General features: G+C 65.0%; 24 protein-coding genes. 10 read left to right on the top strand and 14 right to left on the bottom strand.

Translation table 11 applies throughout. From position 1 onward, the window contains the following. Position 1 precedes the first annotated feature (1 nt). The gene (gene minC, locus DK842_RS01740) at positions 2–721 is read right to left on the bottom strand and encodes a septum site-determining protein MinC (RefSeq protein ID WP_114059818.1); all 720 of its coding nucleotides are present in this window, start codon (positions 719–721) and stop codon (positions 2–4) included. Positions 722–1,132: 411 nt separating this feature from the next. Between minC and DK842_RS01735 the strand changes: the two genes are divergently transcribed. Then, the gene (locus DK842_RS01735) at positions 1,133–1,705 is read left to right on the top strand and encodes a phasin family protein (RefSeq protein ID WP_114059817.1); all 573 of its coding nucleotides are present in this window, start codon (positions 1,133–1,135) and stop codon (positions 1,703–1,705) included. Between the two features lie 226 nt (positions 1,706–1,931). Here DK842_RS01735 and DK842_RS01730 read toward each other — a convergent pair whose 3' ends face one another. Further along, complete coding sequence (locus tag DK842_RS01730; protein ID WP_114059816.1) at positions 1,932–2,657, bottom strand: hypothetical protein; 726 nt, start codon at positions 2,655–2,657, stop codon at positions 1,932–1,934. Positions 2,658–2,822: 165 nt separating this feature from the next. Continuing rightward, complete coding sequence (gene ppa, locus DK842_RS01725) at positions 2,823–3,350, bottom strand: inorganic diphosphatase (protein WP_114059815.1); 528 nt, start codon at positions 3,348–3,350, stop codon at positions 2,823–2,825. A gap of 128 nt (positions 3,351–3,478) precedes the next feature. Between ppa and coq7 the strand changes: the two genes are divergently transcribed. The 8 genes from coq7 (at position 3,479) to DK842_RS01685 (ending at position 10,583) form a co-directional block, all read left to right on the top strand. Beyond that, the gene (gene coq7 / locus DK842_RS01720; protein WP_114059814.1) at positions 3,479–4,099 is read left to right on the top strand and encodes a 2-polyprenyl-3-methyl-6-methoxy-1,4-benzoquinone monooxygenase; all 621 of its coding nucleotides are present in this window, start codon (positions 3,479–3,481) and stop codon (positions 4,097–4,099) included. 239 nt (positions 4,100–4,338) lie between these two features. Beyond that, on the top strand, positions 4,339–5,667 hold the full coding sequence (locus tag DK842_RS01715; RefSeq protein ID WP_114059813.1) for an anaerobic C4-dicarboxylate transporter: 1,329 nt from the start codon (positions 4,339–4,341) through the stop codon (positions 5,665–5,667). A 13-nt stretch (positions 5,668–5,680) separates the two neighbouring features. Continuing rightward, positions 5,681–7,456, top strand: a complete 1,776-nt coding sequence (frdA, locus tag DK842_RS01710; protein ID WP_114059812.1) for a fumarate reductase (quinol) flavoprotein subunit — start codon at positions 5,681–5,683, stop codon at positions 7,454–7,456. Further along, positions 7,453–8,199, top strand: a complete 747-nt coding sequence (locus DK842_RS01705; protein WP_114059811.1) for a succinate dehydrogenase/fumarate reductase iron-sulfur subunit — start codon at positions 7,453–7,455, stop codon at positions 8,197–8,199. Before frdA ends, DK842_RS01705 begins: the two co-directional genes overlap by 4 nt. Further along, positions 8,196–8,594, top strand: a complete 399-nt coding sequence (locus DK842_RS01700) for a fumarate reductase subunit C (protein ID WP_114059810.1) — start codon at positions 8,196–8,198, stop codon at positions 8,592–8,594. Before DK842_RS01705 ends, DK842_RS01700 begins: the two co-directional genes overlap by 4 nt. Then, positions 8,591–8,953, top strand: a complete 363-nt coding sequence (frdD, locus tag DK842_RS01695) for a fumarate reductase subunit FrdD (protein WP_114059809.1) — start codon at positions 8,591–8,593, stop codon at positions 8,951–8,953. Before DK842_RS01700 ends, frdD begins: the two co-directional genes overlap by 4 nt. A gap of 208 nt (positions 8,954–9,161) precedes the next feature. Next, positions 9,162–9,767, top strand: coding sequence for a hypothetical protein (locus DK842_RS01690; protein WP_114059808.1), 606 nt, complete (start codon positions 9,162–9,164; stop codon positions 9,765–9,767). Positions 9,768–9,902: 135 nt separating this feature from the next. After that, positions 9,903–10,583: a hypothetical protein gene (locus tag DK842_RS01685; RefSeq protein ID WP_114059807.1), complete on the top strand. Its 681-nt coding sequence runs from the start codon at positions 9,903–9,905 to the stop codon at positions 10,581–10,583. 87 nt (positions 10,584–10,670) lie between these two features. Here the strand turns inward: DK842_RS01685 and DK842_RS01680 are convergent, their stop codons facing one another. From DK842_RS01680 to DK842_RS01670, 3 genes are all read right to left on the bottom strand, one after another. Continuing rightward, entirely contained in the window at positions 10,671–11,699 is a 1,029-nt protein-coding gene (locus DK842_RS01680) for a DUF475 domain-containing protein (protein ID WP_114059806.1), read from the bottom strand. A 118-nt stretch (positions 11,700–11,817) separates the two neighbouring features. Next, a complete protein-coding gene (locus DK842_RS01675) occupies positions 11,818–13,032 on the bottom strand; it encodes a DUF1615 domain-containing protein (RefSeq protein ID WP_114059805.1) in 1,215 nt (404 codons plus the stop codon). A 96-nt stretch (positions 13,033–13,128) separates the two neighbouring features. Beyond that, positions 13,129–13,809, bottom strand: a complete 681-nt coding sequence (locus DK842_RS01670; RefSeq protein WP_114059804.1) for a peptidoglycan DD-metalloendopeptidase family protein — start codon at positions 13,807–13,809, stop codon at positions 13,129–13,131. A 56-nt stretch (positions 13,810–13,865) separates the two neighbouring features. Here DK842_RS01670 and DK842_RS01665 point away from each other — a divergent pair, with 56 nt between their 5' ends. Next, positions 13,866–14,588: a substrate-binding periplasmic protein gene (locus tag DK842_RS01665; protein WP_114059803.1), complete on the top strand. Its 723-nt coding sequence runs from the start codon at positions 13,866–13,868 to the stop codon at positions 14,586–14,588. A gap of 51 nt (positions 14,589–14,639) precedes the next feature. Here the strand turns inward: DK842_RS01665 and ettA are convergent, their stop codons facing one another. The 8 genes from ettA to gpmI form a co-directional block, all read right to left on the bottom strand. Continuing rightward, the gene (gene ettA / locus DK842_RS01660; protein ID WP_114059802.1) at positions 14,640–16,307 is read right to left on the bottom strand and encodes an energy-dependent translational throttle protein EttA; all 1,668 of its coding nucleotides are present in this window, start codon (positions 16,305–16,307) and stop codon (positions 14,640–14,642) included. A 106-nt stretch (positions 16,308–16,413) separates the two neighbouring features. Beyond that, on the bottom strand, positions 16,414–16,893 hold the full coding sequence (locus tag DK842_RS01655) for a DUF456 domain-containing protein (protein ID WP_114059801.1): 480 nt from the start codon (positions 16,891–16,893) through the stop codon (positions 16,414–16,416). Positions 16,894–16,897: 4 nt separating this feature from the next. Next, complete coding sequence (gene ppk1, locus DK842_RS01650) at positions 16,898–18,976, bottom strand: polyphosphate kinase 1 (protein ID WP_114059800.1); 2,079 nt, start codon at positions 18,974–18,976, stop codon at positions 16,898–16,900. 70 nt (positions 18,977–19,046) lie between these two features. Continuing rightward, positions 19,047–19,319 (bottom strand): oxidative damage protection protein, encoded by a 273-nt coding sequence (locus tag DK842_RS01645; protein WP_114059799.1) that lies wholly within the window; start codon positions 19,317–19,319, stop codon positions 19,047–19,049. A 98-nt stretch (positions 19,320–19,417) separates the two neighbouring features. Next, positions 19,418–20,725, bottom strand: coding sequence for an amino-acid N-acetyltransferase (gene argA, locus DK842_RS01640; protein WP_114059798.1), 1,308 nt, complete (start codon positions 20,723–20,725; stop codon positions 19,418–19,420). Between the two features lie 141 nt (positions 20,726–20,866). After that, entirely contained in the window at positions 20,867–22,276 is a 1,410-nt protein-coding gene (locus DK842_RS01635; RefSeq protein WP_114063564.1) for a S41 family peptidase, read from the bottom strand. Positions 22,277–22,319: 43 nt separating this feature from the next. Next, entirely contained in the window at positions 22,320–23,660 is a 1,341-nt protein-coding gene (locus tag DK842_RS01630; protein WP_114059797.1) for a murein hydrolase activator EnvC family protein, read from the bottom strand. A gap of 75 nt (positions 23,661–23,735) precedes the next feature. After that, positions 23,736–25,259, bottom strand: coding sequence for a 2,3-bisphosphoglycerate-independent phosphoglycerate mutase (gpmI, locus tag DK842_RS01625; protein ID WP_114059796.1), 1,524 nt, complete (start codon positions 25,257–25,259; stop codon positions 23,736–23,738). Positions 25,260–25,319 lie beyond the last annotated feature (60 nt).

The raw sequence follows: 25,319 nt of genomic DNA, 5'->3' as shown, positions 1-25,319 counted from the left end.
GTTACTCGCCGAGCGCGGTCATCACCAGGCGCTCGTTTTCAAGATAGATTTGGGTGGGCTTGCCCAGGATGCTGTCCGGCAGGGCCTGCTCGATCGTGCGGTACACGCCGGCGATGGAGACCAGCTCCGCCTCCATGCTGCGGGCGAAGATGCGGGCGTTGTGGTTGCCGCGCGCGCCGGCCAGCGCGCGCCCGCGCAAGGGCGCGTAAACATGTATGTGGCCGTCGGCGATGACCTCGGCGCCGGCGCTGACCATGGCCAACACCACCAGGTCCCCGCCTTTGGCGTAGATCTGCTGGCCGGCACGAACCGGGCGGTCGACGATCATCGTCGCCGCAGCCGACGCGGCTTGGGGTTCGACGGCCGGTTTGGCCGCAGGTTCCGCCGGAGGCTGGGCCGAGCGCGGCTGGGCGGCGTTGTTGGCGAAGGCCAGACCATAGCGGCTGGCGACGGCGGCCAGCGCATTGTCCGGGTGGCGCAGGGCGACGGCGCGGATGCCGCGGCGGCTGAGCAGCGGCAACAAGCGGCCCAGATCCAGCTCCGCCGGATGGGGCAATGCCTCCACGTCCAGCACGAAGGCTTCCGCGGGGGCGTCGCTGGTGTCGCCGAAACGCGCATCCAGCGCCTGGCTCAGTTCGTCCAGGTTGTCGGTGCGCAGCATGAGCGCCAGCAAATCGAGGCTGGCGGATTTAATGTCGAAGGCGTTGGCCACGGGGCTCATTGGGCTAGCTTTTATTCGGTAGATAGATTTCTTCTATGGCGCGAGTGTACTGGCTTGCCGCCGCGCTTTCAATGGCGGCGGCTCGGTCATGGCGCGCATCGTGGCGGCGGAAAGACAGCGCGGCGGCTGCGGCTGGCTTGAGGGGCGAGGACGGCTGTTGCGTTGCGAAATTTCCACGTTGCGATTTGCCTTCAGGGACAGGTGTGGCGTCTTAATGATTATGGAATAATTGCATGTTAAAACCTGTGGCGGATTAGCCATTTACCATTTTGTGCGATGCAACAATTGCTTGACCCGACCTTTCCCGGAGCGGTACAGTGTGGTTGTTGCAATGCAGCATTCGCGGAACAGCGGTGTTGTCGCTGCCGTACCGAGTCGTTGTCTACCCGACATACCTAGGAGCCGATCACAATGTTTACCACTACTCAGGAACTCTCCTCTCTCGGCCAGTCGCAGTTCGACAAGGCCGTTCGCCTTTCCTCCATCGTACTGGCCGGAGCCGAGCGTTTCGCCAGCCTGCAGCTGGACCTGTCCCGCAAACTGCTGAGCGACAATGCCGAAGCCTTCAAGGCCTTGAGCGAAGCCAAGGACGTCAAGGCCTTGGGCGAACTGCAGAACACGCTGGCGCAGCCGGCGCTGGATCAAGCCTTCTCCGCCGCCCGCAACGTCTATGACGCCGCGTTGGCTACCCAGAACGAATTGACCAGCTTTGTCGAAGAGCAGATCGCCGAGAACAACAAGGCGCTGCAAACCAGCCTGGACCGCCTGTCCAAGAACGCCCCGGCTGGTTCCGACATCGCCGTGTCCGCGCTGAAAACCCTGCTGAACACCTCTACCGCCGCTTTCGAAAGCGTGTCCAAGACCGCCAAGAAGGTGAGCGCCGAAATCGCCGAAGCCGGCGTGGAAGCCGCCACCAACTCCGCCAAGGCCGCCAGCGCCGCCGTGTCCCGCGGCGGCAAGAAGACCACCGCCACCGCAGCCTGATACGGCGGCCTGGTCAAGTCGCTCCCGCCGACGGCTAGCCGTCGGCGGGTTTTTCATTTGGGCGCGCAGGGAACGCCAATCCAAGCCCTGTTCCTGGGCCGGCATCTCCTTGACGCGTTGTCTTAGCCGCCGCATCGCGCGTTTGGACTCCGGCGGCTTGGGTCGGACGCTTTGGTTCGAGCGCGCTTGGCGCTTGGGCTGTGGAAGGCGGCCAATGTCGCTGGCGTCAGCGGTTTTTCTCGATGCGGGACCCGTCGTTCAAACAGGCTTCCAGCGCGTCGCGCATCTGTTCCCAGCGGGATGGGTCGGGCAGGGTCAGCAATAAGGTGCGCGCCAGGTTGGCGGCGTAATGGGCGGCCGCTTCGGGAGTGGACTCATATGGCGGCAGCAGGCCCATGCGTTCGGCGAGATAAGCTTCGGCCAGTTGGCGCAGTTTGTCGGCCAACTGCCATTGGCGGCTGACTTGGCGCTCCCATTCCAGCGCGCGGGGCTGTCCATCCGGCTCCGGCAATGAAGAGAGGCCGGCGTGCAGCAGGGCGGAAAGAGCGCGCTGGCAGAAGCGGGCGCTATGGATGGGACCGCTGTTGAGCCAGCAACCGGGCTGGGGCGCCAGCGCGTCCAGCACGGCGCGAGCGGAAGAGCCTGGCGACGGGGGATTGCCGGCCAGCAGCATGAAGCCATGTTCCCCGCTCGCCAGCGCCCATTCTCCCGCCAGCTCGGAAAAAGGCAGGCCGATGGCGCGGCAATGGCCGGCGCGCTCGGCCAGAGCCTGGTCGCCGTCGCGTCCCAGGTCCAGCCAGCCATCGGCGCATTCCAGTCCTATCCAGCTCGCAGGCAGCCTCGCCGCGCCGGCGCCAGAGGGGGCGGCAGCCAGCCCCTGCGCTTCCAGCCGGCGCAAGAACCAGGGGAGGTGAGGGGCTTGCCCTCCGATGCGATAGAAAACGTCCATCATTCGGATACCACGGACCGCCATGAAGCGAGGTTGCATGGGAAGCGTGGCAGATAACGCCGGCCACGGCAAACCATTATCCCGTGGAAGTTGAATATTGTGCAATGCAGCATGCGTCGGGCGATAAAAAAACCGGCCAAGCGGCCGGTTTGTCTCGCGGGGAACGGCTTATTTGCCGAAGCGCTCGATGCCTTCGACCAGCTCGGCCTTGGCGTCTTCCAGCGTGCCCCAGCCCTGGATCTTGACCCACTTGCCCTTTTCCAGATCCTTGTAGTGCTCGAAGAAGTGCACCATCTGCGCGCGCAGCAGTTCCGGCAGGTCTTCCAGCTTCTGGATGGATTTGTACATCGGGCACAGTTTTTCCACCGGCACCGCGACCAGCTTGGCGTCCACGCCGCCGTCGTCTTCCATCTTGATCAGGCCCAGGGCGCGGCAGCGCACCACCACGCCCGGCGGCAGCGGGAACGGGGTCACCACCAGCACGTCGACCGGATCGCCGTCGCCGGCCAGGGTTTGCGGCACGAAGCCGTAGTTGGCCGGGTACATCATGGAGGTACCCATGAAGCGGTCAACGACCAGAGTGTTCCACTCTTTGTCGAATTCGTACTTGATCGGGGCGGCGTTGGCGGAGATTTCGATGACGACGTTGAAGTCGCCCGGCATGTCCTTGCCCGGGCCGATGCTTGCGAGGTTCATTGCGCGCAATCCTTCGTGTTGAGTAATGAATGGGTTTAACCGGCCGATTATATCAGCAGCTGCCGGCGCTGTGCCGGCGAGGTATAATCGGCGGTTTGACGAAATACGCATGCGGGAGAAGCGCGGCTATGCTGGACAAGCTGATCATCGAACTGGACAAGGGCCTGCGCACCTTGTGCGCGCCGGCCAACAGCGGCCGCGCGCATCCGGATCAGGACGTGGCGGAGAGCGATCTTTCCTCGGCCGAGAAAAAGCATGCGCTGGGCCTGATGCGGGTCAATCATTGCGGCGAGGTATGCGCGCAGGCGCTGTACCAGGGCCAGGCGCTGACCGCGCGCGACGCTTCGGCGCGCGACGCCTTGAAGCAGGCGGCGCAGGAGGAGGTGGAGCACCTGGCCTGGACCGAACGCCGGATCCGGGAGCTGGGCGGCCGTCCCAGCCTGCTTAACCCCTTGTGGTATACCGGCTCCTTGGCGATGGGCGTGGCGGCCGGCGTGCTGGGAGACAAGTGGAATCTGGGCTTTTTGCAGGAAACCGAGCGCCAGGTGGGCGCGCACCTGGACGGCCATCTGCGCGAACTGCCGGACGGCGACGCGCGCAGCCGCGCCATCGTGCGCCAGATGCGCGACGACGAGCTGCAGCACGCCGAGAAGGCCCACGAGCTGGGCGCGGCCGAATTGCCGGGGCCCTTGAAGGCGGCGATGAAGCTGTCGGCCAAGCTGATGACCGGCAGCAGCTACCATCTGTAAGCACGCCGTCCCTTACGCCCTCACAGCCGGCCGCGCGCCGGCTTTTTGTTTGTCCTGGCTCAAGCTTTGTCCGGATTCGCCATGCCGCATTCATATCCTGTCAACCGTCAGCCGGCTTGCTTGATCAAGGTCTAACCGGCCCTCCCCGTCCATGCCATATAAACAGATGCAATAGCAATCGGCTTCGTTTCCGGCCCAGCCCGCGGTGGGCGATGGGGCGGCGGCCAAGGAGAGCAGGCATGTGGACGTTCTGGGTTGAATTCGCGCTGCTGCTGACCGCAATCCTGATCGGGATACGGCGCGGCGGCGTGGCGCTGGGGATGATAGGCGGCTTGGGGGTGGCGGTGATGGCCTTCGTGTTCCGGGTGGCGCCGGCCGAGCCGCCGATCACGGTGATGCTGATCATCCTGGCGGTGGTGACCGCGTCGGCCACGCTGCAGGTGGCGGGCGGGCTGGATTTCCTGGTGCAGCAGGCGGAGCGGCTGATGCGCAGGCATCCGCAGCAGATCACCTTCCTCGCGCCCTTGTCCACCTTTTTGCTGACCATGTGCGTCGGCACCGGCCACGCGGTGTATTCGCTGTTGCCGGTGATCGCCGACGTGTCGCTGAAGACCAAGATTCGGCCGGAGCGGCCGATGGCGATGGCCAGCGTGGCCTCGCAGATGGGCATCACCGCCAGCCCCGCGGCGGCGGCGGTGACCACGCTGCTGGCGATGACCGCCAAGAGCGGCCAGCCTTTGACGCTGTGGCAGATTCTGATCGTGACCATTCCTGCCGGTTTGATCGGCTTGCTGGCCGCGGCTTTCTGGAGCCTCAAGCGCGGCGCCGAGCTGGATCAGGACCCGGAATACCAGGCGCGGCTGCAAGACCCGGATTTCCGAGCCTCGATAGAAAAATCGGTGACCACGCTGGACAAGACGCTGCCCGCCCACGCCAAGCCGGCGGTGATTCTGTTCTTCTCCGGCATCTTGCTGGTGGTGCTGCTGGCGCTGTTCCCGCACTGGCTGCCGGTGGACGGCAAGGGCAAGACGGTGCCGATGACGACGGCGGTGCAGTTCGTGATGCTGGCCTTCGGCGCTTTCATTTTGTTCCTGTCCAACGCCAAGGCGGCGGCCATCGCCCGTTCCGAGGTGTTCACCGCCGGCATGATCGCCGTGGTGTCCATCTTCGGCATCGCCTGGATGAGCGACACTTTCGTCAAGGCCAACGAGGCTTTCCTGGTCGACAACATCAAGGTGATGGTGGCTTACGCGCCGTGGACCTTCGCGCTGGCGATGTTCGCGGTGTCCGCCTTCGTCAAGAGCCAGGCCGCCACCTTGACCATCATGGTGCCATTCGGCTTGGCGCTGGGCCTGAGCCCGCACCAGCTCTTGGCCATCATGCCGTCCTGCTACGCCTATTTCTTCTTCGCTTTTTATCCCAGCGACCTGGCGGCCATCAATATGGACCGCAGCGGCACCACCCGCATCGGCAAGTATCTGCTCAACCACAGCTTCATGATGCCGGGGCTGATCGGGGTGGGCGTGTCGACGGTGGCGGCCTACGCATTGACGCATTTTTACTTCTGACGAGGGGGAGTCCGTGAAGACCTACCAAGCAGACGTGGTGATAGTCGGCGCCGGCGGCGCCGGATTGCGGGCGGCCATCGCCGCCGCCCAGTTCGATCCCCAGCTCAAGATCGCGCTGGTGTCCAAGGTGTATCCGATGCGCAGCCACACGGTGGCGGCGGAGGGCGGCTCGGCGGCGGTCAAGCAGGGGCATGACAGCTACGACGCCCACTTCCACGACACCGTGGCCGGCGGCGACTGGCTGTGCGAACAGGACGTGGTGGAGTATTTCGTCCGCCAGTGCCCGGAAGAGATGGTGCAACTGGAGCACTGGGGCTGCCCGTGGAGCCGCAAGGAGGACGGCAGCGTCAACGTGCGCGCCTTCGGCGGCATGAAGATAGAACGCACCTGGTTCGCCGCCGACAAGACCGGCTTCCACATGCTGCACACCTTGTTCCAGACATCCATCCAGTACCCGTCCATCAAGCGGTTCGACGAGTACTTCTGCGCCGACCTGATCGTCGAGGACGGCCAGGCCCGAGGCGTGCTGGCCATCGAGATCGCCAGCGGCGAATCGGTCTTGATCGAGGCCGGCGCGGTGGTGATGGCCACCGGCGGCGCGGGGCGGGTGTTCCGCGAGAACACCAACGGCGGCATCGTCACCGGCGACGGCATGGCGCTGGCTTATCGCCACGGCGTGCCGCTGCGCGACATGGAGTTCGTGCAATACCATCCGACCTGCATGCCGCGCACCGGCCTGTTGTTCACCGAGGCCTGCCGCGGCGAGGGCGGGCTGCTGATCAACAAGGATGGCTACCGCTATCTGCAGGACTACGGCCTGGGGCCGGCCGAGGACAAGCCGCGCAACAAGTTCATGGAGCTGGGCCCGCGCGACCGCTTGAGCCAAGCCTTCTGGTACGAGCAGCAAAAGGGCCGCACCGTGGAGGGGCCGTGGGGCTCGGCGGTGTATCTGGACCTGCGCCATCTGGGCCACGCCAAGCTGCGCGAGCGGCTGCCGCAGATCTGCGAACTGGCCGAGGAGTTCCTGGGCATCGACCCGGCCAAGGAACCGATCCCGGTACGCCCGGCGGTGCACTACACCATGGGCGGCATCCTGGTCGATGGCCATTGCGCCGCGCCCATGCCCGGCCTGTACGCGGCGGGCGAGTGCTCCAGCGTCGGCATCCACGGCGCCAACCGGCTGGGCTCCAACTCCTTGGCCGAGCTGTCGGTGTTCGGCAAGGTGGCCGGCGTCGAAGCCGCCCGATTTGCCCGAGAGCAAAAGTCGGCCAGTCGTGAGTCGCTGTTGAGGCAGGCGGAGGCGGCCGAGGCCCGTCTGCGCGCGCTGCGGGCCAAGGACGGCACCGAGCGCATCGCCGACCTGCGCCGCGAAATGGCGGAAACCATGGAGGCCGGCTGCGGCATCTACCGGATGGAGGACAGCATGCGCGCCACCTGCGACAAGCTGGCCGAACTCAAGCAGCGCTTCCAGAACGTCAATGTGGAAGACAAGTCCAGCGTGTGGAACAGCGACTGGCTGCTGGCCATCGAGCTGGGCTACCAGCTGGACGTGGCCGAGGCGATGGCGCATTCGGCGTTGAACCGCAAGGAATCGCGCGGCGCCCACCAGCGTCTGGATGGCTACGAACAACGCGACGACGCCAACTTCCTCAAGCACAGCCACGCCGTACATCAGCCGGACGCCGCCCCGCGCATCGAGTATGGCGCGGTCAAGATCACCACGTCCCAACCCGGCGTGCGCGCTTACGGCGCGGCGGGGGTGGCCGCAGAAAAAGGAGAACAGGCATGACGGACAAAACGATCCAGATCGAGGTGCTGCGCTACCGGCCGGAGCAGGACAAAGAGCCGTGGCTGCAGGGCTTCGAGGTGCCGTACAGCGACGACATGTCGGTGCTGCAGGGCCTGCAATACATCCGCGATTATCTCGACGGCACCTTGGCCTTCCGCTGGTCCTGCCGCCAGGCCATCTGCGGCAGCTGCGGCATGATGGTGGACGGCGTGCCCAAGCTCGCCTGCAAGACCTTTCTGCGCGACTACCCCGGCAAGGTGCGCATCGAGCCCTTGAACCACTTTCCGATCGAACGCGATCTGGTGGTGGTGCTGGACGATTTCATCGACAAGCTCGAAAGCATCACGCCCTATATCGTGCCCAAGGAAGACAAGCCCTTGTCCGAGGGCGAATACCAGCAGACGCCGGCGCAGATGGACTGGTACGCCCAGTTCAGCGGCTGCATCAACTGCCTGCTGTGCTACGCCGCCTGTCCGCAGTACGGCTTGAATTCTGACTTCCTCGGCCCCGGCGCCATCGCGCTGCTGCACCGCTACAACCAGGACAGCCGCGATGGCGCGTCCGAGCAGCGCATGGCGCTGCTGGCCGCGCAGGAGGGCGTGTTCAACTGCACGGCGGTGGGCTACTGCTCGGAAGTCTGTCCCAAGGCGGTGGACCCGGCCAATGCGGTGAACCTGAACAAGACGGCGGTGGCCAAGGACTATTTCCTGCGCTTCGCTCGGCCCAAGGGAGCATGCAAATGAGCAAGCGCAAGCCTTATGTCCGGCCTATGCAAGGCTGGTGGAAGAAAAATCCCTACTTCATCGAGTACATGATCCACGAGGGCACGGCGCTGTTCGTCGCCGCTTACGCTTTCGTGCTGTTGTGCGGCCTGTGGCGGCTGAGCCAGGGCGAAGCGGCATGGGATGGCTTCATGACAGTGCTGCAAAGCCCGCTGGCGCTGCTGTTTCACCTGATCCTGCTCGCCATGATCGGCTACCACAGCTACACCTGGTTCAAGATCATGCCGCGCACCTTGCCGCCGGTGATCATTGGCGGCAGGCGCGTGTCCGCCGCCGCCATCACCGCCGGCGGCTTCGCCGCCACCTTGCTGGCCAGCCTGGCGCTGCTCTTCATCGTCTGGGGGATCTCGCAATGAAAAACCGGCAATTGAAGCGTTCCCATGCGCCCATCTTCTGGGGGCTGTTCGGCGCTGGCGGCATGCTGGCCGCGCTGTTTGGCCCCATGCTGGTCGCCATCACCGGCTTCGCCGCGCCGCTGGGCTGGCTGCCGGCTAAGGCGGCCAGCTATCAGGGCGCGCTGGCGCTGGCGCACAGCTTGATCGGCAAGGCGGCGCTGTGGGGGCTGATCAGCCTGCTGCTGTGGCATGCGGCGCACCGCATCTACCACAGCCTGCACGATGTCGGCATCCACGGCGGTCCGCTGGCCAAGGCGCTGACCTATGGTGTCGCCGCCGCCGGCACCTTGGCCGCATTGGCCATGTTGGCGTTGATCTAAGGCGATGGGAAAGGAGCAGTAAAAACACTTAGCATGTTTGTTTGAGGCGGTTCGGGCGTTTTCCCATGCTTATAGTGAGGCAAGAACGATGCAGCCAAATTGCTGGTATTTTAATTTAAAATAATACCGGTGCTTCCTATTCAAAAGGGTGACGCCCTGCCGCTGGCGGGCTGGAGATAGGACATGGCACTGGTCTGAGGAGAGCGCCATGTCCATCAGCTCCATCAGCAGCCCTTTCTCTTCGATATCCCATCTTGCCCCGCTAAGCCCTTCGGCGCGGCAATCCATCCAGAGCGAGGCCGGCGCGCCCCAGTCGGTGGCCGCCGCGCCGGATAACGGCAACGGCAGCGGCTTCAGCCAGAATGTCGTGCTGGCTTTGCAGCTAACCGGCATCCAGGCCGCCGGCGGCGGGCAAGGCAGGCATGGGTTCGCCGCTTCCGAGAGCGGCGGCGTCGTTCCCGGACCCCAGCAGGCGCTGCACGCCTTTGTCCATGCCGTATACCAGGCGGTGCAGGCGGAGGGCTTTTCCAACGGAGGCTCAGGCGGGCAGGACGGCGCTTCCGGCGGCTACAGCGTTTTTCAGGGCAATCTCCAGAAGCTGTTGCAGGATGTGGGCAACGGGGTGCACAACAATGCCACCCAGTCTCTCAATTCTGCTTTCCGCGATTTGCAGCAGTCGCTGGGCGGCTCCGCGGAAGGCTCCTCCTCGTCCCAGGCCTCTTTGCACCAATTCCTGCAGAACCTGATGTTGCTGCAAAACAGCCAGCTTGGTTCCGGCGGCGCGGTGGGGTCATTGATCAATACCAGCGCTTGATGGTCGGCTGGTTGCTTGATTTCTCTTGATTAACAAAGATTTGCATCTTGTTCCTGTCCGTCGCGGCATTTATTCCGATATACCGATATCAGCGGTAACTGAAAGCGGACTGCCGGTTCTGTGAAGGAGAGCGTCATGTCAGTCGGATCTCTGGGCAATAGCTCCATTTCCCTGCAATATACGCAGGTCAGCATTCAAGAATCCTTCTCCGCCGACGGCGGTCAGATCGGCAGCGGCGGAGCGGTGCAGAGCGGCGGCCACCGCCATCGCCAGGATGGAGGACGATTCGGACAGGATGTGTTGCAGGCGCTGCAGCAGTCCGGCTTGTTGCAGGGGCCTTCCAGCGGGGCTTCCTCCGCCTCGGACGGCAGCGGCGATGGAGCCGATGCCGCCGGCGCGGTGGGCGGCAGTCAGCGCCAGGCGGTGCATGCTTTCATTCATTCGCTGTTCCAGGCATTGCAGCAGGAAGGCGCTTCGTCGACGGCGGCCGCATCGGCGTCAGGGGACGCGGACACCGACGGCGATGTGGACAATGGCGGCGCGGATCAGGACTCGGGCGGCGCGGCGGGCGCGTATGGCGGCTTGCAGAACAATTTGCAGCAGTTGCTGCAGGACATCGCCAACGGCACGCAGAACGATGCCGCCACCGGCCTGCAATCCGCGTTTCAGAACTTGCAGCAGGCTTTGGGAATAAGCGGCGGCCAGTCGTCGCAGTCCTCGTTGCAGACTTTCCTGCAGAACCTGGCCAAGAATCTGCAGCAAAACCAGTTGGGCGCCAGCGCAGGAGTGGGCGCTTTGCTGAGCACTTCCGCCTGAGGAGGTTGCCCCGCGCGGGGCGCCGAGCCGGGATGGACAAAGGCCGGGGGAAACCCCGGCCTTTGTCTTGGCGGAAGCCTGTCTGGCTTACTGCTTATTGCGCGAAGGGAGGCTGGTGAGCACCCCCAGGCCGATGATGGCGACGCTGATCAGGCCGGTCACGACCTCGCCCAGCTCCACGTGCAGCGCGGCGGCGAACATGATGGCGACCAGCGCGGCGATTGCCCAGAACGCGGATGCCTCCAGGTATTTGAACTGGCCCATCACGTCGCGTTCGACCAGATAGATGGTCAGCGAGCGCACGAACATCGCGCCGATGCCCAGGCCGGCGGCGATCAGCCAGAAGTCGTTGGTGATGGCGAAGGCGGCGATGACGCCGTCCATCGAGAAGCTGGCGTCCAGCACTTCCAGGTAAACGAAGCCGATCAGGCCATTCTTGGCCGCCGCGGTCTGGATGTCCACGCCGCCGAACAGCTGCTTGAACATGTGCAGCACCATGAACACCACATAGCCCCAGAAGCAGCTGCTGATGAAGGTCATCTTCTGGCCGGCGGGCAGGAAGGCGGCGACGGCGGCCACCAGCAGGATGGTCACCAGCGATTGCGCGTTCTCCACGCTGCCCAGCTTGGAGAGCAGCGGCTCGATGCCGGGCAGCCAGTGCTCATCCTTCTCGTGCTGGACGAAGTATTCGATCACCACCATCAGCAGGAAGGTGGCGCCGAAGCCCATGATCATCAGGTGGCTGTCATGCATGATTTGCTGATAGCGCTCCGGCTGCTTGGTGGCCACGGCGAAGGCTTCCGCCAGCGACACGCCGCCGGCGGTGGACACGATCAGGAGCGGGAACAGGATGCGCATGCCGAACACCGCCACCGCGATGCCCACTGTCATGAATATCTGGCGCCAGCGATGGCTCATCGCCTTGAGCACGGTGGCGTTGACCACGGCGTTGTCGAAGGAGACGCTGGTTTCCAGCACGGCAAGCACGGCGGCGGTCAACAGAAAGGCGCCGGCCTGCTCGACGCCGCCTCGGGCGTGGCCGTACCAGGCGACGGCGGCCAGCATGACGGCGCTGAACAGCAGCGAGCCGCGGAAATAGGAAAAGGTAGAACGCATGTGCAATGTCCGATTATATGCGGTGAAGCCCGCTGTTTTGCAGTGAGAACAAGAAAACGGCCGGTTGGCGTACCGGCCGTTGGGTGGTTAATTGTAATGAATTTTCAGCCGTCTGGCATCATGACGATGCGGATGGTCTGGCTCTGGCCAGGCAGGCCTGGTAGCGGCCGTCCACGCGTTTGGCGAACCATTCGGTGGTCAGCTTGCGGGTGATCTTGGGGCTTTTCAGGTCGATTTGAGGCATCGCCGCGCGCGGCAGCGCGCGTCCGGCCTGCTTGTCAGCCAGCGCGAACACCTGCCGATACAGCTGGCTTTGGCCAAAGCCGGCGTTCTTTTCCAACTGCAGATCGCGCTGGATGGCCGCGGCGCCCATGCCCAGTCGGCCGGCTATAGACAGCGCCGCTTGCTGGCTGCCGGAGGCGGTTTTGCTCTGGTAGTTCAACAGGTCGCCGTCCAGCGCCAGCTTGCGGCCGGAAAGCCGGGACAGCGCGGCCTGGAAGGCGGCGTTGCGGCTGCTGTAGCGGCCGGCGTTGAAATCGGCGAAGCGGTACAGCATGTCCTGGTAAGGGGCGGGATACTGCAGCAGGATGGCGGCGCCGAAGTAGACGCCGCCCTTGCGGCTGAACACTTCGTGGCGGATGCTGCCCTGCACCGGATAGGGGTAGGGCCAGACCTTGGCGTGCCCCTCGGCGAATTCCACGCTGACCTGCATCGGCCCGCCGGTGCGGATCGGATTCTTCATGTCCAGCGGCAGGCCCAATTGTTTCGCTTCGCGCGACATGTCCTCGAACAGCAGGTTCATCTCGCGCTCGGTGCGCAGGTTGTCTATCCGGGCCTTGTAGCTCTGGCCGTTGGGCGAGGTCTTCAGCAGCGCGCCTTTCACCACGGTCAGCGGCACCAGGTAGCGGTGGGCGCGCTCTTCTATTTTGCCCCACACGATCTTGGGCAGGCCCGGCACCACCGGGTCCGCCTGCCAGGTGGATTCCTGTTCTATCACCGCCGCCAGCGCGCAGGCGTTTTCGGCGGTGGCGGGAATCTGCAAATGGCGGAAGGCGCTGTCGATGTCGGCGACCCAGCCCTGGCGGTCGCGCGCGCCGGAGGGAACCGCGGCCGCGATGAAGGCTCGCGAGACTGGCGCCGTCTTGAGCGCGCTGGCGGATGGCTGCGGGCTGGGCGCGCTAGATGGCGGCTCAACGGGGCTGGGCGGAAGACTGGGTTCTGCGGCGGGCGGCAAGATTTCCGGCGCGACGATGGGTGCGGAGGCCGGCGCGGGGCGCGTGCCGGCGCAGGCGGCCAGCAGCGAGCACAACAAAATCAACGAAAGCTTTTTCATTCTGGCGGATCTGAGCGGTGCGACAGCGGCGAGGTTAGGCCAAGCCGCCCCGGCACGCAAGCGCCTGCATCAAGCCCGCGGCCGGCCCTGGCGCTTTCAGCGCGGCGGCAGATAGGCGGCGGGGTCGACCACCCGGGTGCCGAGGCGCAGTTCGAAATGCAGTTTGACCCGATTGGCGCCGGAGTCGCCCATGGTGGCGATCTGCTGGCCGGCGCTGACTTGCTGGCCTTCCTGCACCAGGAGCTTCTGGTTGTGTGCGTAGACGGTCAGCGTGCTCTCGTTGTGTTTGACGATCAGCAGATTGCCGTAGGCGCGTATGCCCTTGCTGGCATAGATCACCTTGCCGGCGGCGGCGGCACGCACCGGGTCGCCGGCCTGGCCGGCGATGTCCAGCCCCTTGTTGCGGTTGCCGTCGAAGCCGGCTAGCAAAGCGCCGTCAGCCGGCCATTGCAGCTTGATGTCCAGCCTGGCCGGCGGCGGCGCGGGCTTCGACTCCGCGGGTCTGGACGCGGATGGCTTGCCGGCCGAAGGTTTGCCCGCGCCGGCGGGAGGCTGCACGCGCAGCAGTTGTCCGGCCTGGATGCTGGCGCTGTCGGCCAACTGGTTCCAGCGCGCCAGGCTGGCGACGCTTTGCTTGTGCTGGCGGGCGATGCGGTACAGCGTATCGCCTGGTTGCACCCGGTAATAGCCGGACGGCGCGGGGGCGAGCGATGGCGAAGGCGTGGCGCAGGCCGTCAGCAATAAGCTGCTACAAAGAATAAGGGTACGCAAGGACATGATCGGGATTCTAACACCGTCGGCGGCATTGGCCGCGGACAGGACGAGGTGCCGCGATGAGGAAATGGTTTTGGCTGGCGCTGTGCTGCGTTGGTTCCCTGAGCCGCGCTGAACCGGTCATCAATCTGTACACGGTCGATTATCCGCCCTTCGTGATTCAGGACGATCCCGGGCATGCGCAGCGCGGCATCGCCATCGAGCTGATGAGCCAGGCGTTGGCGCGCAGCGGCGTGCGGGCGCAGTATGTGGACCTGCCGTGGAAACGGGCGCAGATGCAGGTGCAAACCGAGGAGAACGGCTGCCTGCTGCCCTTGACGCGATCGCCCAAGCGCGAGGACCTGTATCGCTGGGTGGGCGTGATAGACGAGAGCAGCCAGTCGTTGTTCATCCCCTCCAACAGCAAGGTCAAAATCCACGATCTTGCCGATTTGAAAGGCTTGCGCGTGGTGGCGCTGCTGGGTTCGTCGATGGCGGAGTGGCTGCGCCGCCACCTGGTGTCGTTTTCGGAGCTGCCGACGACGGAAGACGCCTACCGCGAGCTGAGCAGCGGCGTCGCCGCCGCCTGGGCGGTGCACGCGCCGGTGGCGCGCTATCTGGTGAAGAAACAGGGCAGCGGGGCGTTGCCGATACGGGAGGCGCTGAAGTTGCAGGATACCAGCATCTATCTGGCCTGCAGCCATAAGCTGCCCGACGATGTGGCGCTCAAGCTGGGCGCGGCGCTGAAGCAGCTGCGCGAGGACGGCACCAGCGCGCGCATCGCGGCGCGTTACCTGGAGTGAGAGCAAAAAGCCCCCGAGGACGGGGGCTTGGCGCGATCTGTCAGAGCCGGATCAGCGGGTGATCGGCTTGTAGCGCAGGCGCTTGGGTTTAGCGCCTTCCTCGCCCAGGCGCTTTTTCTTGTCGGCTTCGTATTCCTGATAGTTGCCGTCGAAGAAGGTCCATTGCGATTCGCCCTCCGCCGCCAGGATGTGGGTGGCGATGCGGTCCAGGAACCAGCGGTCGTGGGAGATCACGAACACGGTGCCGGCGTATTCCAGCAGCGCGTCTTCCAGCGCGCGCAGCGTTTCCACGTCGAGGTCGTTGGACGGTTCGTCAAGCAGCAGCACGTTGCCGCCCTTCAGCAGCGTCTTGGCCAGGTGCAGGCGGCCTCGTTCGCCGCCGGACAGCATGCCCACCTTCTTCTGCTGGTCGGCGCCCTTGAAGTTGAAGCGGCCGAGATAAGCGCGGCTGGACATCTCGAAGCGGCCGACGGTGAGGATGTCGGCGCCGGCGGCCACGTCCTCGAACACGGTCTTGTCGCCGTCCAGGCCTTCGCGACTCTGTTCGACGAAGGCCATCTGCACGGTCTGACCGATCTTCACCTCGCCGCTGTCCGGCTGTTCCTTGCCGGCGATCATCTTGAACAGCGTCGACTTGCCGGCGCCGTTGGGGCCGATGATGCCGACGATGGCGCCCGGCGGGGCCTTGAAGCTCAGATTGTCGATCAGCAGGCGGTCGCCGAAGCCCTTGGACACGCCGTCGAACTCGATCACCTCATTGCCCAGGCGCTCGGCCACCGGGATGAAGATTTCCTGGGTCTCGTTGCGCTTCTGGGTTTCAAAGCTGGACAGTTCCTCGAAGCGGGCGATACGCGCCTTGGACTTGGCCTGGCGGCCCTTGGGGTTCTGGCGCACCCATTCCAGCTCCTGCTTCATCGCCTTCATGCGGGCGCCTTCGCTCTTGGCTTCTTGCGCCAGGCGCTCTTCCTTCTGCTCCAGCCAGGACGAGTAGTTGCCCTTCCACGGAATGCCTTCGCCGCGGTCCAGCTCCAGAATCCATTCGGCGGCGTTGTCCAGGAAGTAGCGGTCGTGGGTCACGGCCACCACGGTGCCGGGGAAGCGCACCAGGAATTGCTCCAGCCATTCCACGGACTCGGCGTCCAGGTGGTTGGTCGGTTCGTCCAGCAGCAGCATGTCCGGCTTGGACAGCAGCAGTTTGCACAGCGCCACGCGGCGCTTTTCGCCGCCGGACAGCGGGCCGATCTTGGCGTCCCACGGCGGCAGGCGCAGCGCGTCGGCGGCCAGTTCCAGCTGCAGCGCCACGTTGTCGCCGGCGCCGGCGGAGATGATGGCTTCCAGCTTGGCCTGCTCTTCGGCCAGCGCGTCGAAGTCGGCGTCCGGCTCGGCGTAGGCGGCGTAGACTTCCTCCAGGCGCTTTTGCGCGCCCATCACGTCGCCCATGCCGCTTTCCACTTCCTCGCGCACGGTCTTGTCATGGTCCAGCTTCGGCTCCTGTTCCAGGTAGCCGATCTTGACGCCGGCCAGGTGCTGCACCTCGCCGTCGTATTCCTTGTCCACGTTGGCCATGATGCGCAGCACGGTGGACTTGCCCGCGCCGTTCAGGCCCAAGAGGCCGATCTTGGCGCCGGGAAAGAAGGACAGCGAGATGTCCTTGATGATTTGCCGCTTGGGCGGGACGATCTTGCTCACGCGGAGCATCGACATCACGTATTGGGCCATGGGTTTGCGTTCTGTTGGTAAGGTCAAACGCCGATTCTACCAAAACGGGCGGCCAAGGCCAGATGGCCGAGCGGCCGGCGGGAAGCCGGCCGCGAAGAGAGAGCGGTCAGAACACCACGGCCAGCGCGGCGGTGGCCAGCATGGCGAAGGCGCAGGCTACCTTGGCTACCGCGCCGACGATGAAGCCGATGAAGGTGCCGACGCCCACCTTGCCGGCCTGGAAGGCGTCCTTGCGGGCGATGAATTCGCCGATGACGGCGCCGATCAGCGGCCCCAGGATGACGCCGGCGATGCCGAAGAACATGCCGGCCAGGCTGCCGATGAAGGCGCCCCACAGCGCCTGGCGGCTGGCGCCGGTGGCCTTGGCGCCCAGCAGGCCGGCGACGAAGTCTATCAACAGGCCCAGCGCCGCCAGCACGGCCAGTATGGCCAGGCTGATGGCGCCCAGGTGCTGGAAGCCGTCCAGCCAGGAGGCGAGCAGGAAACCGCCGAACAACAACGGCAGGCCGGGAATGGCGGGCAGGACGGTGCCGGCGAGGCCGGCCAGCACCATCAGCGCGGCCGCGAGATAGCCGAGAATCTCCATGCGCTTACTCCGCTTCCGGATTGCCGGTGTAGGAGGCCAGCAGCTCGCGCTGCGCGCAGTGCGGCTTGCCGCGGCTGGTTCGGCGCTTGTAGCCGCCGTCGGGCAGCATCTCCCAGCTGTTGACGTTGTCTTCCAGATAGAGGCGCAGCGCTTCCTTGATGATGCGGCGCTTCAGCTTGCCGTCCAGGATGGGGGCGCAGGTTTCGATGCGGCGGAAGAAGTTGCGGCTCATCCAGTCGGCGCTGGACATCAGCAGGTCTTCCTTGTGATCGTTGTAGAAGTAGAACACGCGCGGGTGTTCGAGGAAGCGGCCGACGATGGAGCGGACGGTGATGTTGTCCGACAGCCCCGGCACGCCGGGACGCAGCGCGCACACGCCGCGCACGATCAGCTGGATCTTCACGCCAGCCTGGCTGGCGCGGTACAGCGCGTGAATGACCTGCGGCTCCAGCAGCGAGTTCATCTTGGCGATGATCTGCGCCGGCTTGCCGGCCTGGGCGTGCTCGGTTTCGCGCTGGATCGACTCCATGATCATGCTGTGCAGCGTGAACGGACTCTGGAACAGCCGCTTCAGGCTGCCGGCGCGGCCGAGGCCGGTCAGCTGGATGAAGATGTCGTTGACGTCGCTGGCGATTTCCTCGTTGCAGGTCAACAGGCCGAAGTCGGTGTACAGCCGCGCGGTGCGCGGATGATAGTTGCCGGTGCCCAGGTGCACGTAGCGGTGCAGGCCGTGGGCTTCGCGGCGCACCACCATCAGCATCTTTGCGTGCACCTTGTAGCCGATCACGCCGTAGACCACGTGGGCGCCGGCGTCTTCCAGCCGGCTGGCCCAGCCGATATTGGCTTCTTCGTCGAAGCGCGCCATCAGTTCCACCACCACCGTCACCTGCTTGCCGGCGCGGGCGGCGGCGATCAGCGACTCCATCAGCACCGAGTCGGTGCCGGTGCGGTACACCGTCATCTTGATCGCCACCACGTGCGGATCGGTGGCCGCCTGGGTGAGGAAGTCGATCACCGGCTGGAAGCTCTGGTACGGATGGTGCAGCAGCACGTCGCCTTTGCGGATGACGTCGAACAGCGAGGACTTCGCCTTTTTCTGCAGGTTGGCCGGCAGCGTCGGGGTGAACGGCGCGAACTTGAGGTCGGCGCGGTCCACCAGGTCCGGCACCTGCATCAGCCGCACCAGGTTCACCGGGCCGTTAACTCGGTAGACGTCGCGGGGCTGCAGGTTGAACTGGGTCAGCAGGAAGGACTCCATGTGCTGCGGACAGGTGTCGGCGATTTCCAGCCGCACGGCGTCGCCGAATTGGCGTTGGCGCAATTCGCCCTGCAGCGCGGTACGCAGGTTCTTGAAGTCGTCGTCGTCCACCGACAGCTCGCTGTCGCGGGTGACGCGGAACTGGTAGCAGCCTTTGACCGTCATGCCGGGGAACAGCTCGTGCACGTGCGAGTGCAGTATCGACGACAGGAAGACGAAGCAGTGCGGCTTGCCGTCGCAGACGTCGGCCGGCAGCTTGATCACCCGCGGCAGGATGCGCGGCGCCTGCACGATGGCGGTGCCGGAGGCGCGGCCGAAGGCGTCGCGGCCTTCCAGCTCCACCGCGAAGTTAAGCGACTTGTTCAGCACCTTGGGGAAAGGGTGGGACGGGTCCAGCCCGATGGGGGTCAGAATGGGCATCAACTCGCGGAAGAAATAGCCCTTCACCCATTCCTGCTGCTGCTCGGTCCACTCGCTGCGGCGCAGGAAGACGATGCCCTGCTCGCGCAGCGCGGGAAACAGCACCTCGCTCATCACCGCGTACTGCTCGCGCACCAATTGGTGGCTGGCGCGCGAAACCTTGGCCAGCGTCTGTTCCGGCGTGCCGCCGTCGGCCAGCATCCGGTCCGGCGTCGCATGGGCGGCATCCTGCAGCCAGGCGACGCGGACCTCGAAGAATTCGTCCAGGTTGGAGGAGACGATGCAGAGGAACTTCAGGCGTTCCAGCAGCGGCAGATCCGGGTCTTCCGCCTGGGCCAGCACCCGGCGGTTGAATTCTATCAGTCCCAGTTCACGGTTCAGCAGCAGGTCTTGCGGTTGTGACATACGGTATGCGAGCCAAGATAGCGGTGATCGGAAACAATAAAGCCCTCGCTTGGAGGGCTGTTTTGCTGCTTTAGTTCTGCGGCGGCGTGTAGCCCGCCGGCGCGTCGGCGCCCTGGCCGAAGAAGTAGGCGTCGAGCTGGCTGGCCAGGTACTGGCGAGCGCGGGCGTCGGCCAGGCTGAGCCGGTTCTCGTTGATCAGCATGGTCTGGTAGCGCAACCAGCCTTGCCAGGCTTCCTTGGACACGCTCTCAAAGACGCGCTTGCCCAGTTCGCCCGGCAGCGGCGGGAAGTCGAGGCCTTCGGCTTCGCGGCCCAGCTTGACGCAATTGACGGTTCTGCTCATGGCTTGAAATCCTTGCTTGGAATCGGATTGAAACAACAGGCTATTGTGTCACAGAGACCGCGTCGTTCCAACCGTGGCGGCATCATCGCCGCTATTTGTTACAGCTTCTTGACCAATACCTTGGAACGGCGTTGGTAATTGTAAAATTGCTGGCGCGTCAACGGCAGCGCGCTCTTGTCCACTTCGGCGAAGCCGCGCTCGACGAACCAGTGCGAGGTCTGGGTGGTGAGCACGAACAGCGACTGCAAGCCCTGGGTGCGGGCCTGGTATTCCACGTGCTTGAGCAGCTGTTCGCCGAAGCCGCCGTCGCGCTTTTCCTGCGACACGGCCAGGCAGGCCAGCTCGGCGGTCTCGGCCTCGGGAAACGGGTGCATCGCCACGCAGCCGTAAATCTTGCCGTCGTGCTCCAGCACCGAGTATTCGCCGATTTCCACCTCCAGCCGCTCGCGGCTTCGGCGCACCAGGATGCCTTGCTCTTCCAGCGGGCGGATCAGGCCCAGGATGTCGCCCACGTCTTCGATGCTGGCGTGGCGCACCTTGACCAGCGGATCGCGCGCGATCATGGTGCCGTTGCCGCCGCGGGTGAAGTGCTCCAGCAGCAGCGCGCCGTCCTGATGGCGGCTGACCAGGTGGGCGCGCGGGATGCCTTCGCGGGTGGCGCGTATGCAATAGGGCAGGCAGGCGGCCACGTCGTCCTGCAAGCTGCCCGCTTGCAGCAGCTGCTCGGCCTGGTGGGCGGTCAGCGTGCTGATCAGCTCGCTGTCCTGTTCCACCGCGCCGCGCCCTTCCACCACGAAAATCAGTTTTTCCGCTTTCAGCGCGATGGCGGCATGGGTGGCCAGCTCCTCCATGGCCAAGTTGAAGCTTTCGCCGGTCAGCGAGTAGCCCACCGGAGTCAGCAGCACCAATTCGCCGCCGTCCAGCCGCTGGCGGATGGCGGCCGCGTCCACCCTCCGCACTTGGCCGGTGTATTGCATGTCCACGCCGTCCAGCACGCCCAGCGGCTGGGCGGTGACGAAATTGCCGCCGGCCACGCGCAGGTGGGCGCCGTGCATGGGCGAGTGCGGCATGCCCATCGACAGCCGGGCCTCCACATCGTGGCGGGTGGCGCCGGCGGCCTGTTTTACGATGTCCATGGTGGCCGCGTCGGTGACGCGGCGCTGCTGGTGGAATTGGGGGGCGATGCCCTGGCGCTGCAGCAGGGTTTCGATCTGCGGCCGGATGCCGTGGACCAGCACGATGCGCACGCCCAGGCTGACCAGCAGGTTGATGTCCTGCGCCATGCTGGAGAAGTCGCCGTCCAGCAGGCTCTCGCCGCCCATGGCCAGAACGAAGGTCTTGCCGCGGTAGGCGTTGATATAGGGCGCGGCTTCGCGGAAGGTATGGACGAACTCGCGGGTCAGCATGCGGCGGGCTCCGGCCTGGTGGAGTGGATAACCATCAAGAATATCAGGATTGCCCCGGCGCTGTGTTTCGGAACGTAAGCGCGCGGCCATGAAAAATGCCGCCCGGCAAGGCCGGGCGGCACGGGGCGGGAAGAGGCGGGGTCAGTTCTCGTTCTTCTGCAGGATCTGTTGCACCTTGAGCACGTTCAGCGCCTGCGACAGCTGGTAGTCGCTTCTGGGGTTTTGCGCGCGCGGCGCGCCGGTTTCCGGCGTGTCCGGGGCCTTGTCCTTGCTTTCCGGAGCGGCTGGGGCCGGCAGCGGCTTGGCCGTCGGCTTCGCCGCCTTGGCCGGCTTGTCGTCGCCGTTGGGATTGGCCAGGTGGTTTTCCAGGTCGGCCTCGCGCACTCGCAGCGCCTGGTCGGCGGCGGTCAGCGTCGCGTCTTCGGCCGCCACGTCAGGCGTGATGCCCTTGGCCTGAATGGAACGGCCGCTTGGCGTGAAATAGCGGGCGGTGGTCAGCTTGATGCCGCCCTGGGTGCCCAGCGGCAGGATGGATTGCACCGAGCCCTTGCCGAAGGTCTGGGTGCCCACCAGCACCGCGCGCTTGTGGTCCTGCAGCGCGCCGGCGACGATTTCCGACGCCGAGGCGGAGCCGCCGTTGACCAGCACGGCCAGCGGCACGCTGCGCACGGCCAGCGGTAGCTTGGCCAGCGGGTCGGTGCCGTTCTGGCGCGCGTAGTTCTGCAGGGTGGCGGTCAGGCGCATTTTGGCGTCCGGCGTGCGGCCTTCGGTGTAGACCACCAGCTTGTCCTTGGGCAGGAAGGCGGCGGCGACGCCGACGGCGCCGTTCAGCAGGCCGCCCGGGTCGTCGCGCAGGTCCAGCACCAGGCCCTTCAGCGGCTGCTTGTTTTCCTGGTACAGCTTTTGCAGGCCGGCAGCCAGATCCTCGGCGGTGTGCTCCTGGAACTGGGCGATGCGCACGTAGCCGTAGCCCGGCTCCAGCATCCGGTATTTGACGCTCTTGGTCTTGATGATGGCCCGAGCCAGCGTGAAGACCAGCGGCTTGGCCTCGTTCTTGCGGGCGATGGTCAGCGTGACCTTGCTGCCCGGCTTGCCGCGCATCTTCTTCACCGCGTCGTTCAGCGACAGGCCGCGCACCGGCGTGTCGTCGATCTTGATGATCAGGTCGCCGCTCTTGATGCCGGCCTTCTGCGCCGGGGTGTCCTCGATCGGGGATACCACCTTGACCAGGCCGTCCTCGGCGCCGATCTCGATGCCCAGCCCGCCGAATTCGCCTTGCGTGCCTTCGCGCAGTTCCTTGAATTCTTCGGCGTCCATGTAGTCGGAGTGCGGGTCGAGGCCGGTCAGCATGCCCTTGATGGCTTCGTCGATCAGCTTTTTGTCGGTGACCGGTTCGACGTAGCTTTGCTTGATCAGGCTGAACACCTCGGCAAAGGTGCGCAACTCGTTCAGCGGCAGCGGCGAGGCTTCCTTGTCGGCCAGGGCCTGCATGCTGAGGGTGAGGACGCCACCGGCCATGGCGCCTGCCATCAACCATGCGATTTTCTTCATTTTTTGGCTGCTCATGCTTTGCTGATTCTCCGTGTCCGGCACCTTAGCGTGTCCAGGCTTGCGGGTTGAGGGTGCGGCCGAGGTGCCGGATTTCAAAGTACAGTCCGGATTCGCCATTGTCCAGCGCGCCGGTGTTGCCGAGTGTTTCCCCGGCCTTGACGCCGCTGCCGGACGATTTGGCGATGGCGGACAGATTGGTGTACACCGTCATGTAATTGCCGCCGTGGTCTATGATCACCGCCTTGCCGAATCCGCGCAACTCGTCGGCATACACGACGGTGCCGTCCGCCACGCTGCGTACCGGCTGGCCGGCCGCGGCGCGGATGAACACGCCTTTCCAGGTGGTGCCTTCCTTGCGCGGTTTGCCGTAGGCGCCGCCTATCTGGCCGGCCACCGGCATCTTCATCCTGCCCTGCAGGCTGGCGAAGGCGCGGCCGGAAGCGCTGCCGTCGGCCACATCGTCCACAGTCTGTGCCGGCTCTTCCTTGACGATCACCGTTTTCTTCGCTTCTTCCGGCACCGGCTTGCCTTGTTTTTTGGCTTCTTCAGCCAGTTTGCGGCGGCGCTCGTTTTCCTTGCGCGCGGCCTCGCGGGCGGCGGCCAGCTTGGCCTTGCGCGCTTCCGCGGCCTTGCGCGCGGCTTCGGCGCGGCGGCGCTGGATCTCGCGGTTGATCTGGGCGATCACATTGGCCAGGTGCTTCTCGTCCTCCTGCAGTTGCGTCAGCTTGCTCTGGCCTTGCTTGATCTCGCCGGCCACCTTGTTCAGCTGTTGCACCTGCTGGGTCTTGTCCTTTTCCAGATCGCTCTTTTCCTGCGACTTGCGGTCGGACAGGTTGTTCAGCTTGGCCAGTTCCTGCTCCAGCTGCGCGGACAGCGTTTCCAGTTGCCGCTGCTGGGCCACCAGCTGTTGCACCAGCTGTTGTTCGGCGCGGGCGATGTGCTGGTAGTAGGTGAGATCGCGGGCGTTCTGGTTGGGGTCGTCGGCGTTCAGCATCAGCTTCATCGCGTCGTGCTGGCCGTTCTTGTACTGGCGCACCAGCATCTGGCCGACGCGCTGGCGGGTGCCGGCCAGCTTGGTCCGGGTTTGCTCGATTTTGGCGCGCAGCTCGGTCAACTGCTGCTCGGACTGGCTCTGCTTCTGCTCCAGCGTGGCCAGCGCCTGCTTGGTCTGGCTGATGGCCTGTTCTGATTCCTTGATCGCGGACTGCGCTTCTTTCTGCACAGTCTGTTTCTGCGCTAGGTCCTTTTTCAGGGTGTCGATTTCCTTGCGCACGTTTTTCAGGTCCTGCTGGTGCGGAGCCGCGGACAGGCTGGAGGAAGATGTGTTGGTGTTGGCCGCGTGGGCGGCGCCGGCCAGCAGGGCCAGCAGCAGGTAAGGTTTCATTCCCTTGGCGTTCTCTCGCTTGAGGCGACGACGGCGACCGCGCGCGAACGCGGCCGCCGTCGCCAGTTTAGGCGATTATTGGAAGTCGATCAGCGATTGACCGGTCATCTCGGCCGGTTGTTCCAGGCCCATCATCGCCAGCAGCGACGGCGAGATGTCGCGCAGCGAGCCGCCGGCGCGAATCTTGGCCGGCCGGCCGATGTAGAGGAAGGGCACCTGGTTGGTGGTGTGCTGGGTGTGCGGCTGGTGGTGCTCGCCGTCGTACATCTGCTCGCAGTTGCCGTGATCGGCGGTGATCAGCACTTCGCCGCCGGCTGCCAGCATGGCTTCCACGCAACGCTCGATGCAGCCGTCCAATGCCTCCACCGCTTTCACGGCGGCGTCGAACACGCCGCTGTGGCCGACCATGTCGCCGTTGGCGTAGTTGCAGAAGATGGCCTGGTACTGGCCGGACTGGATCGCCGCGACGATTTTGTCGGTCACTTCGCCGGCGCTCATTTCCGGCTGCAGGTCATAGGTAGCCACCTTGGGGGACGGCACCAGGATGCGGTCTTCTCCCGGGTAGACCTGTTCTTCGCCGCCGTTGAAGAAATAGGTGACGTGCGGGTATTTCTCGGTCTCGGCGATGCGCAGCTGCTTCAGCCCTTGCGAGGACAGGTATTCGCCCATGCCGTTGTGGATCTTCTGCGGCGCGTAGGCGGTGGGCAGCGCCGAATAGGCTTCGCCGTAGCTGGTGAGCGTGGCGTAGCAGCCGAATGTGGGCTGGCGGGCGGGGAAGCCGTCGAAGGCCGGGTCGGTCAGCGCGGTGGTGAGCTGGCGGGCGCGGTCGGCGCGGAAGTTCATGAAGATCACCGCGTCGCCGTCCTGCATCTTCACCGGAGCGCCGATGCCGGTGGCCTTGACGAACTCGTCGTTCTCGTCGCGGGCGTAGGCGGCGGCCAGCGCCTCCAGGCCGGTTTCGGCGCGGAACAGGCCTTCGCCGTCCACCAGCAGCCGGTAGGCGGGCTCGACGCGCTCCCAGCGCTTGTCGCGGTCCATCGCCCAGTAGCGGCCGGTGACGGAGACCAGGCGCGCGTTCGGGCACTCGGCCAGTACCGCGTCCAGGCGCTTCAGGTAGGTCTCGGCGCTGCGCGGCGGGGTGTCGCGGCCGTCGAGGAAGGCGTGGACGTAGATCTTGGGCACGCCGGCGGCTTGGGCGGCGCGGATCAGCGCGTGGATGTGGTTCTCGTGGCTGTGAACGCCGCCATCGGACAGCAGGCCCAGGATATGCAGGGCTGAGCCTTGAGCTTTGCTCATGGCTTGTTGCAGCGTGTCATTGCCGGCGAAACGGCCGTCTTCGATGTCGCAGTCGATGCGGCTGATATCCTGCTGGACGATGCGGCCGGCGCCGATGTTCAGGTGGCCGACTTCGGAGTTGCCGAACTGTCCGGAGGGCAGGCCGACGAAGTTTTCCGAGGCGTTGATGGTGCCGTACGCGTACTGCTGGCGCAGGCGGCTCCACACCGGCATGTTGGCATGCAGGATGGCGTTGTCATCGCCTTCCGTGCGGTGGCCGAAACCGTCGAGGATCAATAACAGCACAGGCTTGATGGATTTCATGGCATTCGCATTCAGAATATTAGAAAACCTTGATAGTATCCGGTTTTGTGGATACTATTG

The sequence above is a fragment of the Chromobacterium phragmitis genome (assembly GCF_003325475.1).
Classification (GTDB): domain Bacteria; phylum Pseudomonadota; class Gammaproteobacteria; order Burkholderiales; family Chromobacteriaceae; genus Chromobacterium; species Chromobacterium phragmitis.
This window is presented reverse-complemented; position numbering and strand designations above follow the sequence as displayed.

What these genes read in the sequence shown, in the direction of transcription:
- frdD (WP_114059809.1), top strand. Translation starts at nt 8,591, where the DNA reads ATGAAAAACCGGCAATTGAAGCGTTCCCATGCGCCCATCTTCTGGGGG.
- DK842_RS01705 (WP_114059811.1), top strand. Translation starts at nt 7,453, where the DNA reads ATGACGGACAAAACGATCCAGATCGAGGTGCTGCGCTACCGGCCGGAG.
- DK842_RS01655 (WP_114059801.1), bottom strand. Translation starts at nt 16,893, where the DNA reads ATGGAGATTCTCGGCTATCTCGCGGCCGCGCTGATGGTGCTGGCCGGC.
- gpmI (WP_114059796.1), bottom strand. Translation starts at nt 25,259, where the DNA reads ATGAAATCCATCAAGCCTGTGCTGTTATTGATCCTCGACGGTTTCGGC.
- DK842_RS01730 (WP_114059816.1), bottom strand. Translation starts at nt 2,657, where the DNA reads ATGATGGACGTTTTCTATCGCATCGGAGGGCAAGCCCCTCACCTCCCC.
- DK842_RS01675 (WP_114059805.1), bottom strand. Translation starts at nt 13,032, where the DNA reads ATGAAAAAGCTTTCGTTGATTTTGTTGTGCTCGCTGCTGGCCGCCTGC.
- DK842_RS01645 (WP_114059799.1), bottom strand. Translation starts at nt 19,319, where the DNA reads ATGAGCAGAACCGTCAATTGCGTCAAGCTGGGCCGCGAAGCCGAAGGC.
- ppk1 (WP_114059800.1), bottom strand. Translation starts at nt 18,976, where the DNA reads ATGTCACAACCGCAAGACCTGCTGCTGAACCGTGAACTGGGACTGATA.
- argA (WP_114059798.1), bottom strand. Translation starts at nt 20,725, where the DNA reads ATGCTGACCCGCGAGTTCGTCCATACCTTCCGCGAAGCCGCGCCCTAT.
- DK842_RS01700 (WP_114059810.1), top strand. Translation starts at nt 8,196, where the DNA reads ATGAGCAAGCGCAAGCCTTATGTCCGGCCTATGCAAGGCTGGTGGAAG.
- ettA (WP_114059802.1), bottom strand. Translation starts at nt 16,307, where the DNA reads ATGGCCCAATACGTGATGTCGATGCTCCGCGTGAGCAAGATCGTCCCG.
- DK842_RS01630 (WP_114059797.1), bottom strand. Translation starts at nt 23,660, where the DNA reads ATGAAACCTTACCTGCTGCTGGCCCTGCTGGCCGGCGCCGCCCACGCG.
- DK842_RS01715 (WP_114059813.1), top strand. Translation starts at nt 4,339, where the DNA reads ATGTGGACGTTCTGGGTTGAATTCGCGCTGCTGCTGACCGCAATCCTG.
- DK842_RS01680 (WP_114059806.1), bottom strand. Translation starts at nt 11,699, where the DNA reads ATGCGTTCTACCTTTTCCTATTTCCGCGGCTCGCTGCTGTTCAGCGCC.
- ppa (WP_114059815.1), bottom strand. Translation starts at nt 3,350, where the DNA reads ATGAACCTCGCAAGCATCGGCCCGGGCAAGGACATGCCGGGCGACTTC.
- DK842_RS01670 (WP_114059804.1), bottom strand. Translation starts at nt 13,809, where the DNA reads ATGTCCTTGCGTACCCTTATTCTTTGTAGCAGCTTATTGCTGACGGCC.
- minC (WP_114059818.1), bottom strand. Translation starts at nt 721, where the DNA reads ATGAGCCCCGTGGCCAACGCCTTCGACATTAAATCCGCCAGCCTCGAT.
- DK842_RS01635 (WP_114063564.1), bottom strand. Translation starts at nt 22,276, where the DNA reads ATGAAGAAAATCGCATGGTTGATGGCAGGCGCCATGGCCGGTGGCGTC.
- DK842_RS01735 (WP_114059817.1), top strand. Translation starts at nt 1,133, where the DNA reads ATGTTTACCACTACTCAGGAACTCTCCTCTCTCGGCCAGTCGCAGTTC.
- coq7 (WP_114059814.1), top strand. Translation starts at nt 3,479, where the DNA reads ATGCTGGACAAGCTGATCATCGAACTGGACAAGGGCCTGCGCACCTTG.
- DK842_RS01690 (WP_114059808.1), top strand. Translation starts at nt 9,162, where the DNA reads ATGTCCATCAGCTCCATCAGCAGCCCTTTCTCTTCGATATCCCATCTT.
- DK842_RS01665 (WP_114059803.1), top strand. Translation starts at nt 13,866, where the DNA reads ATGAGGAAATGGTTTTGGCTGGCGCTGTGCTGCGTTGGTTCCCTGAGC.
- DK842_RS01685 (WP_114059807.1), top strand. Translation starts at nt 9,903, where the DNA reads ATGTCAGTCGGATCTCTGGGCAATAGCTCCATTTCCCTGCAATATACG.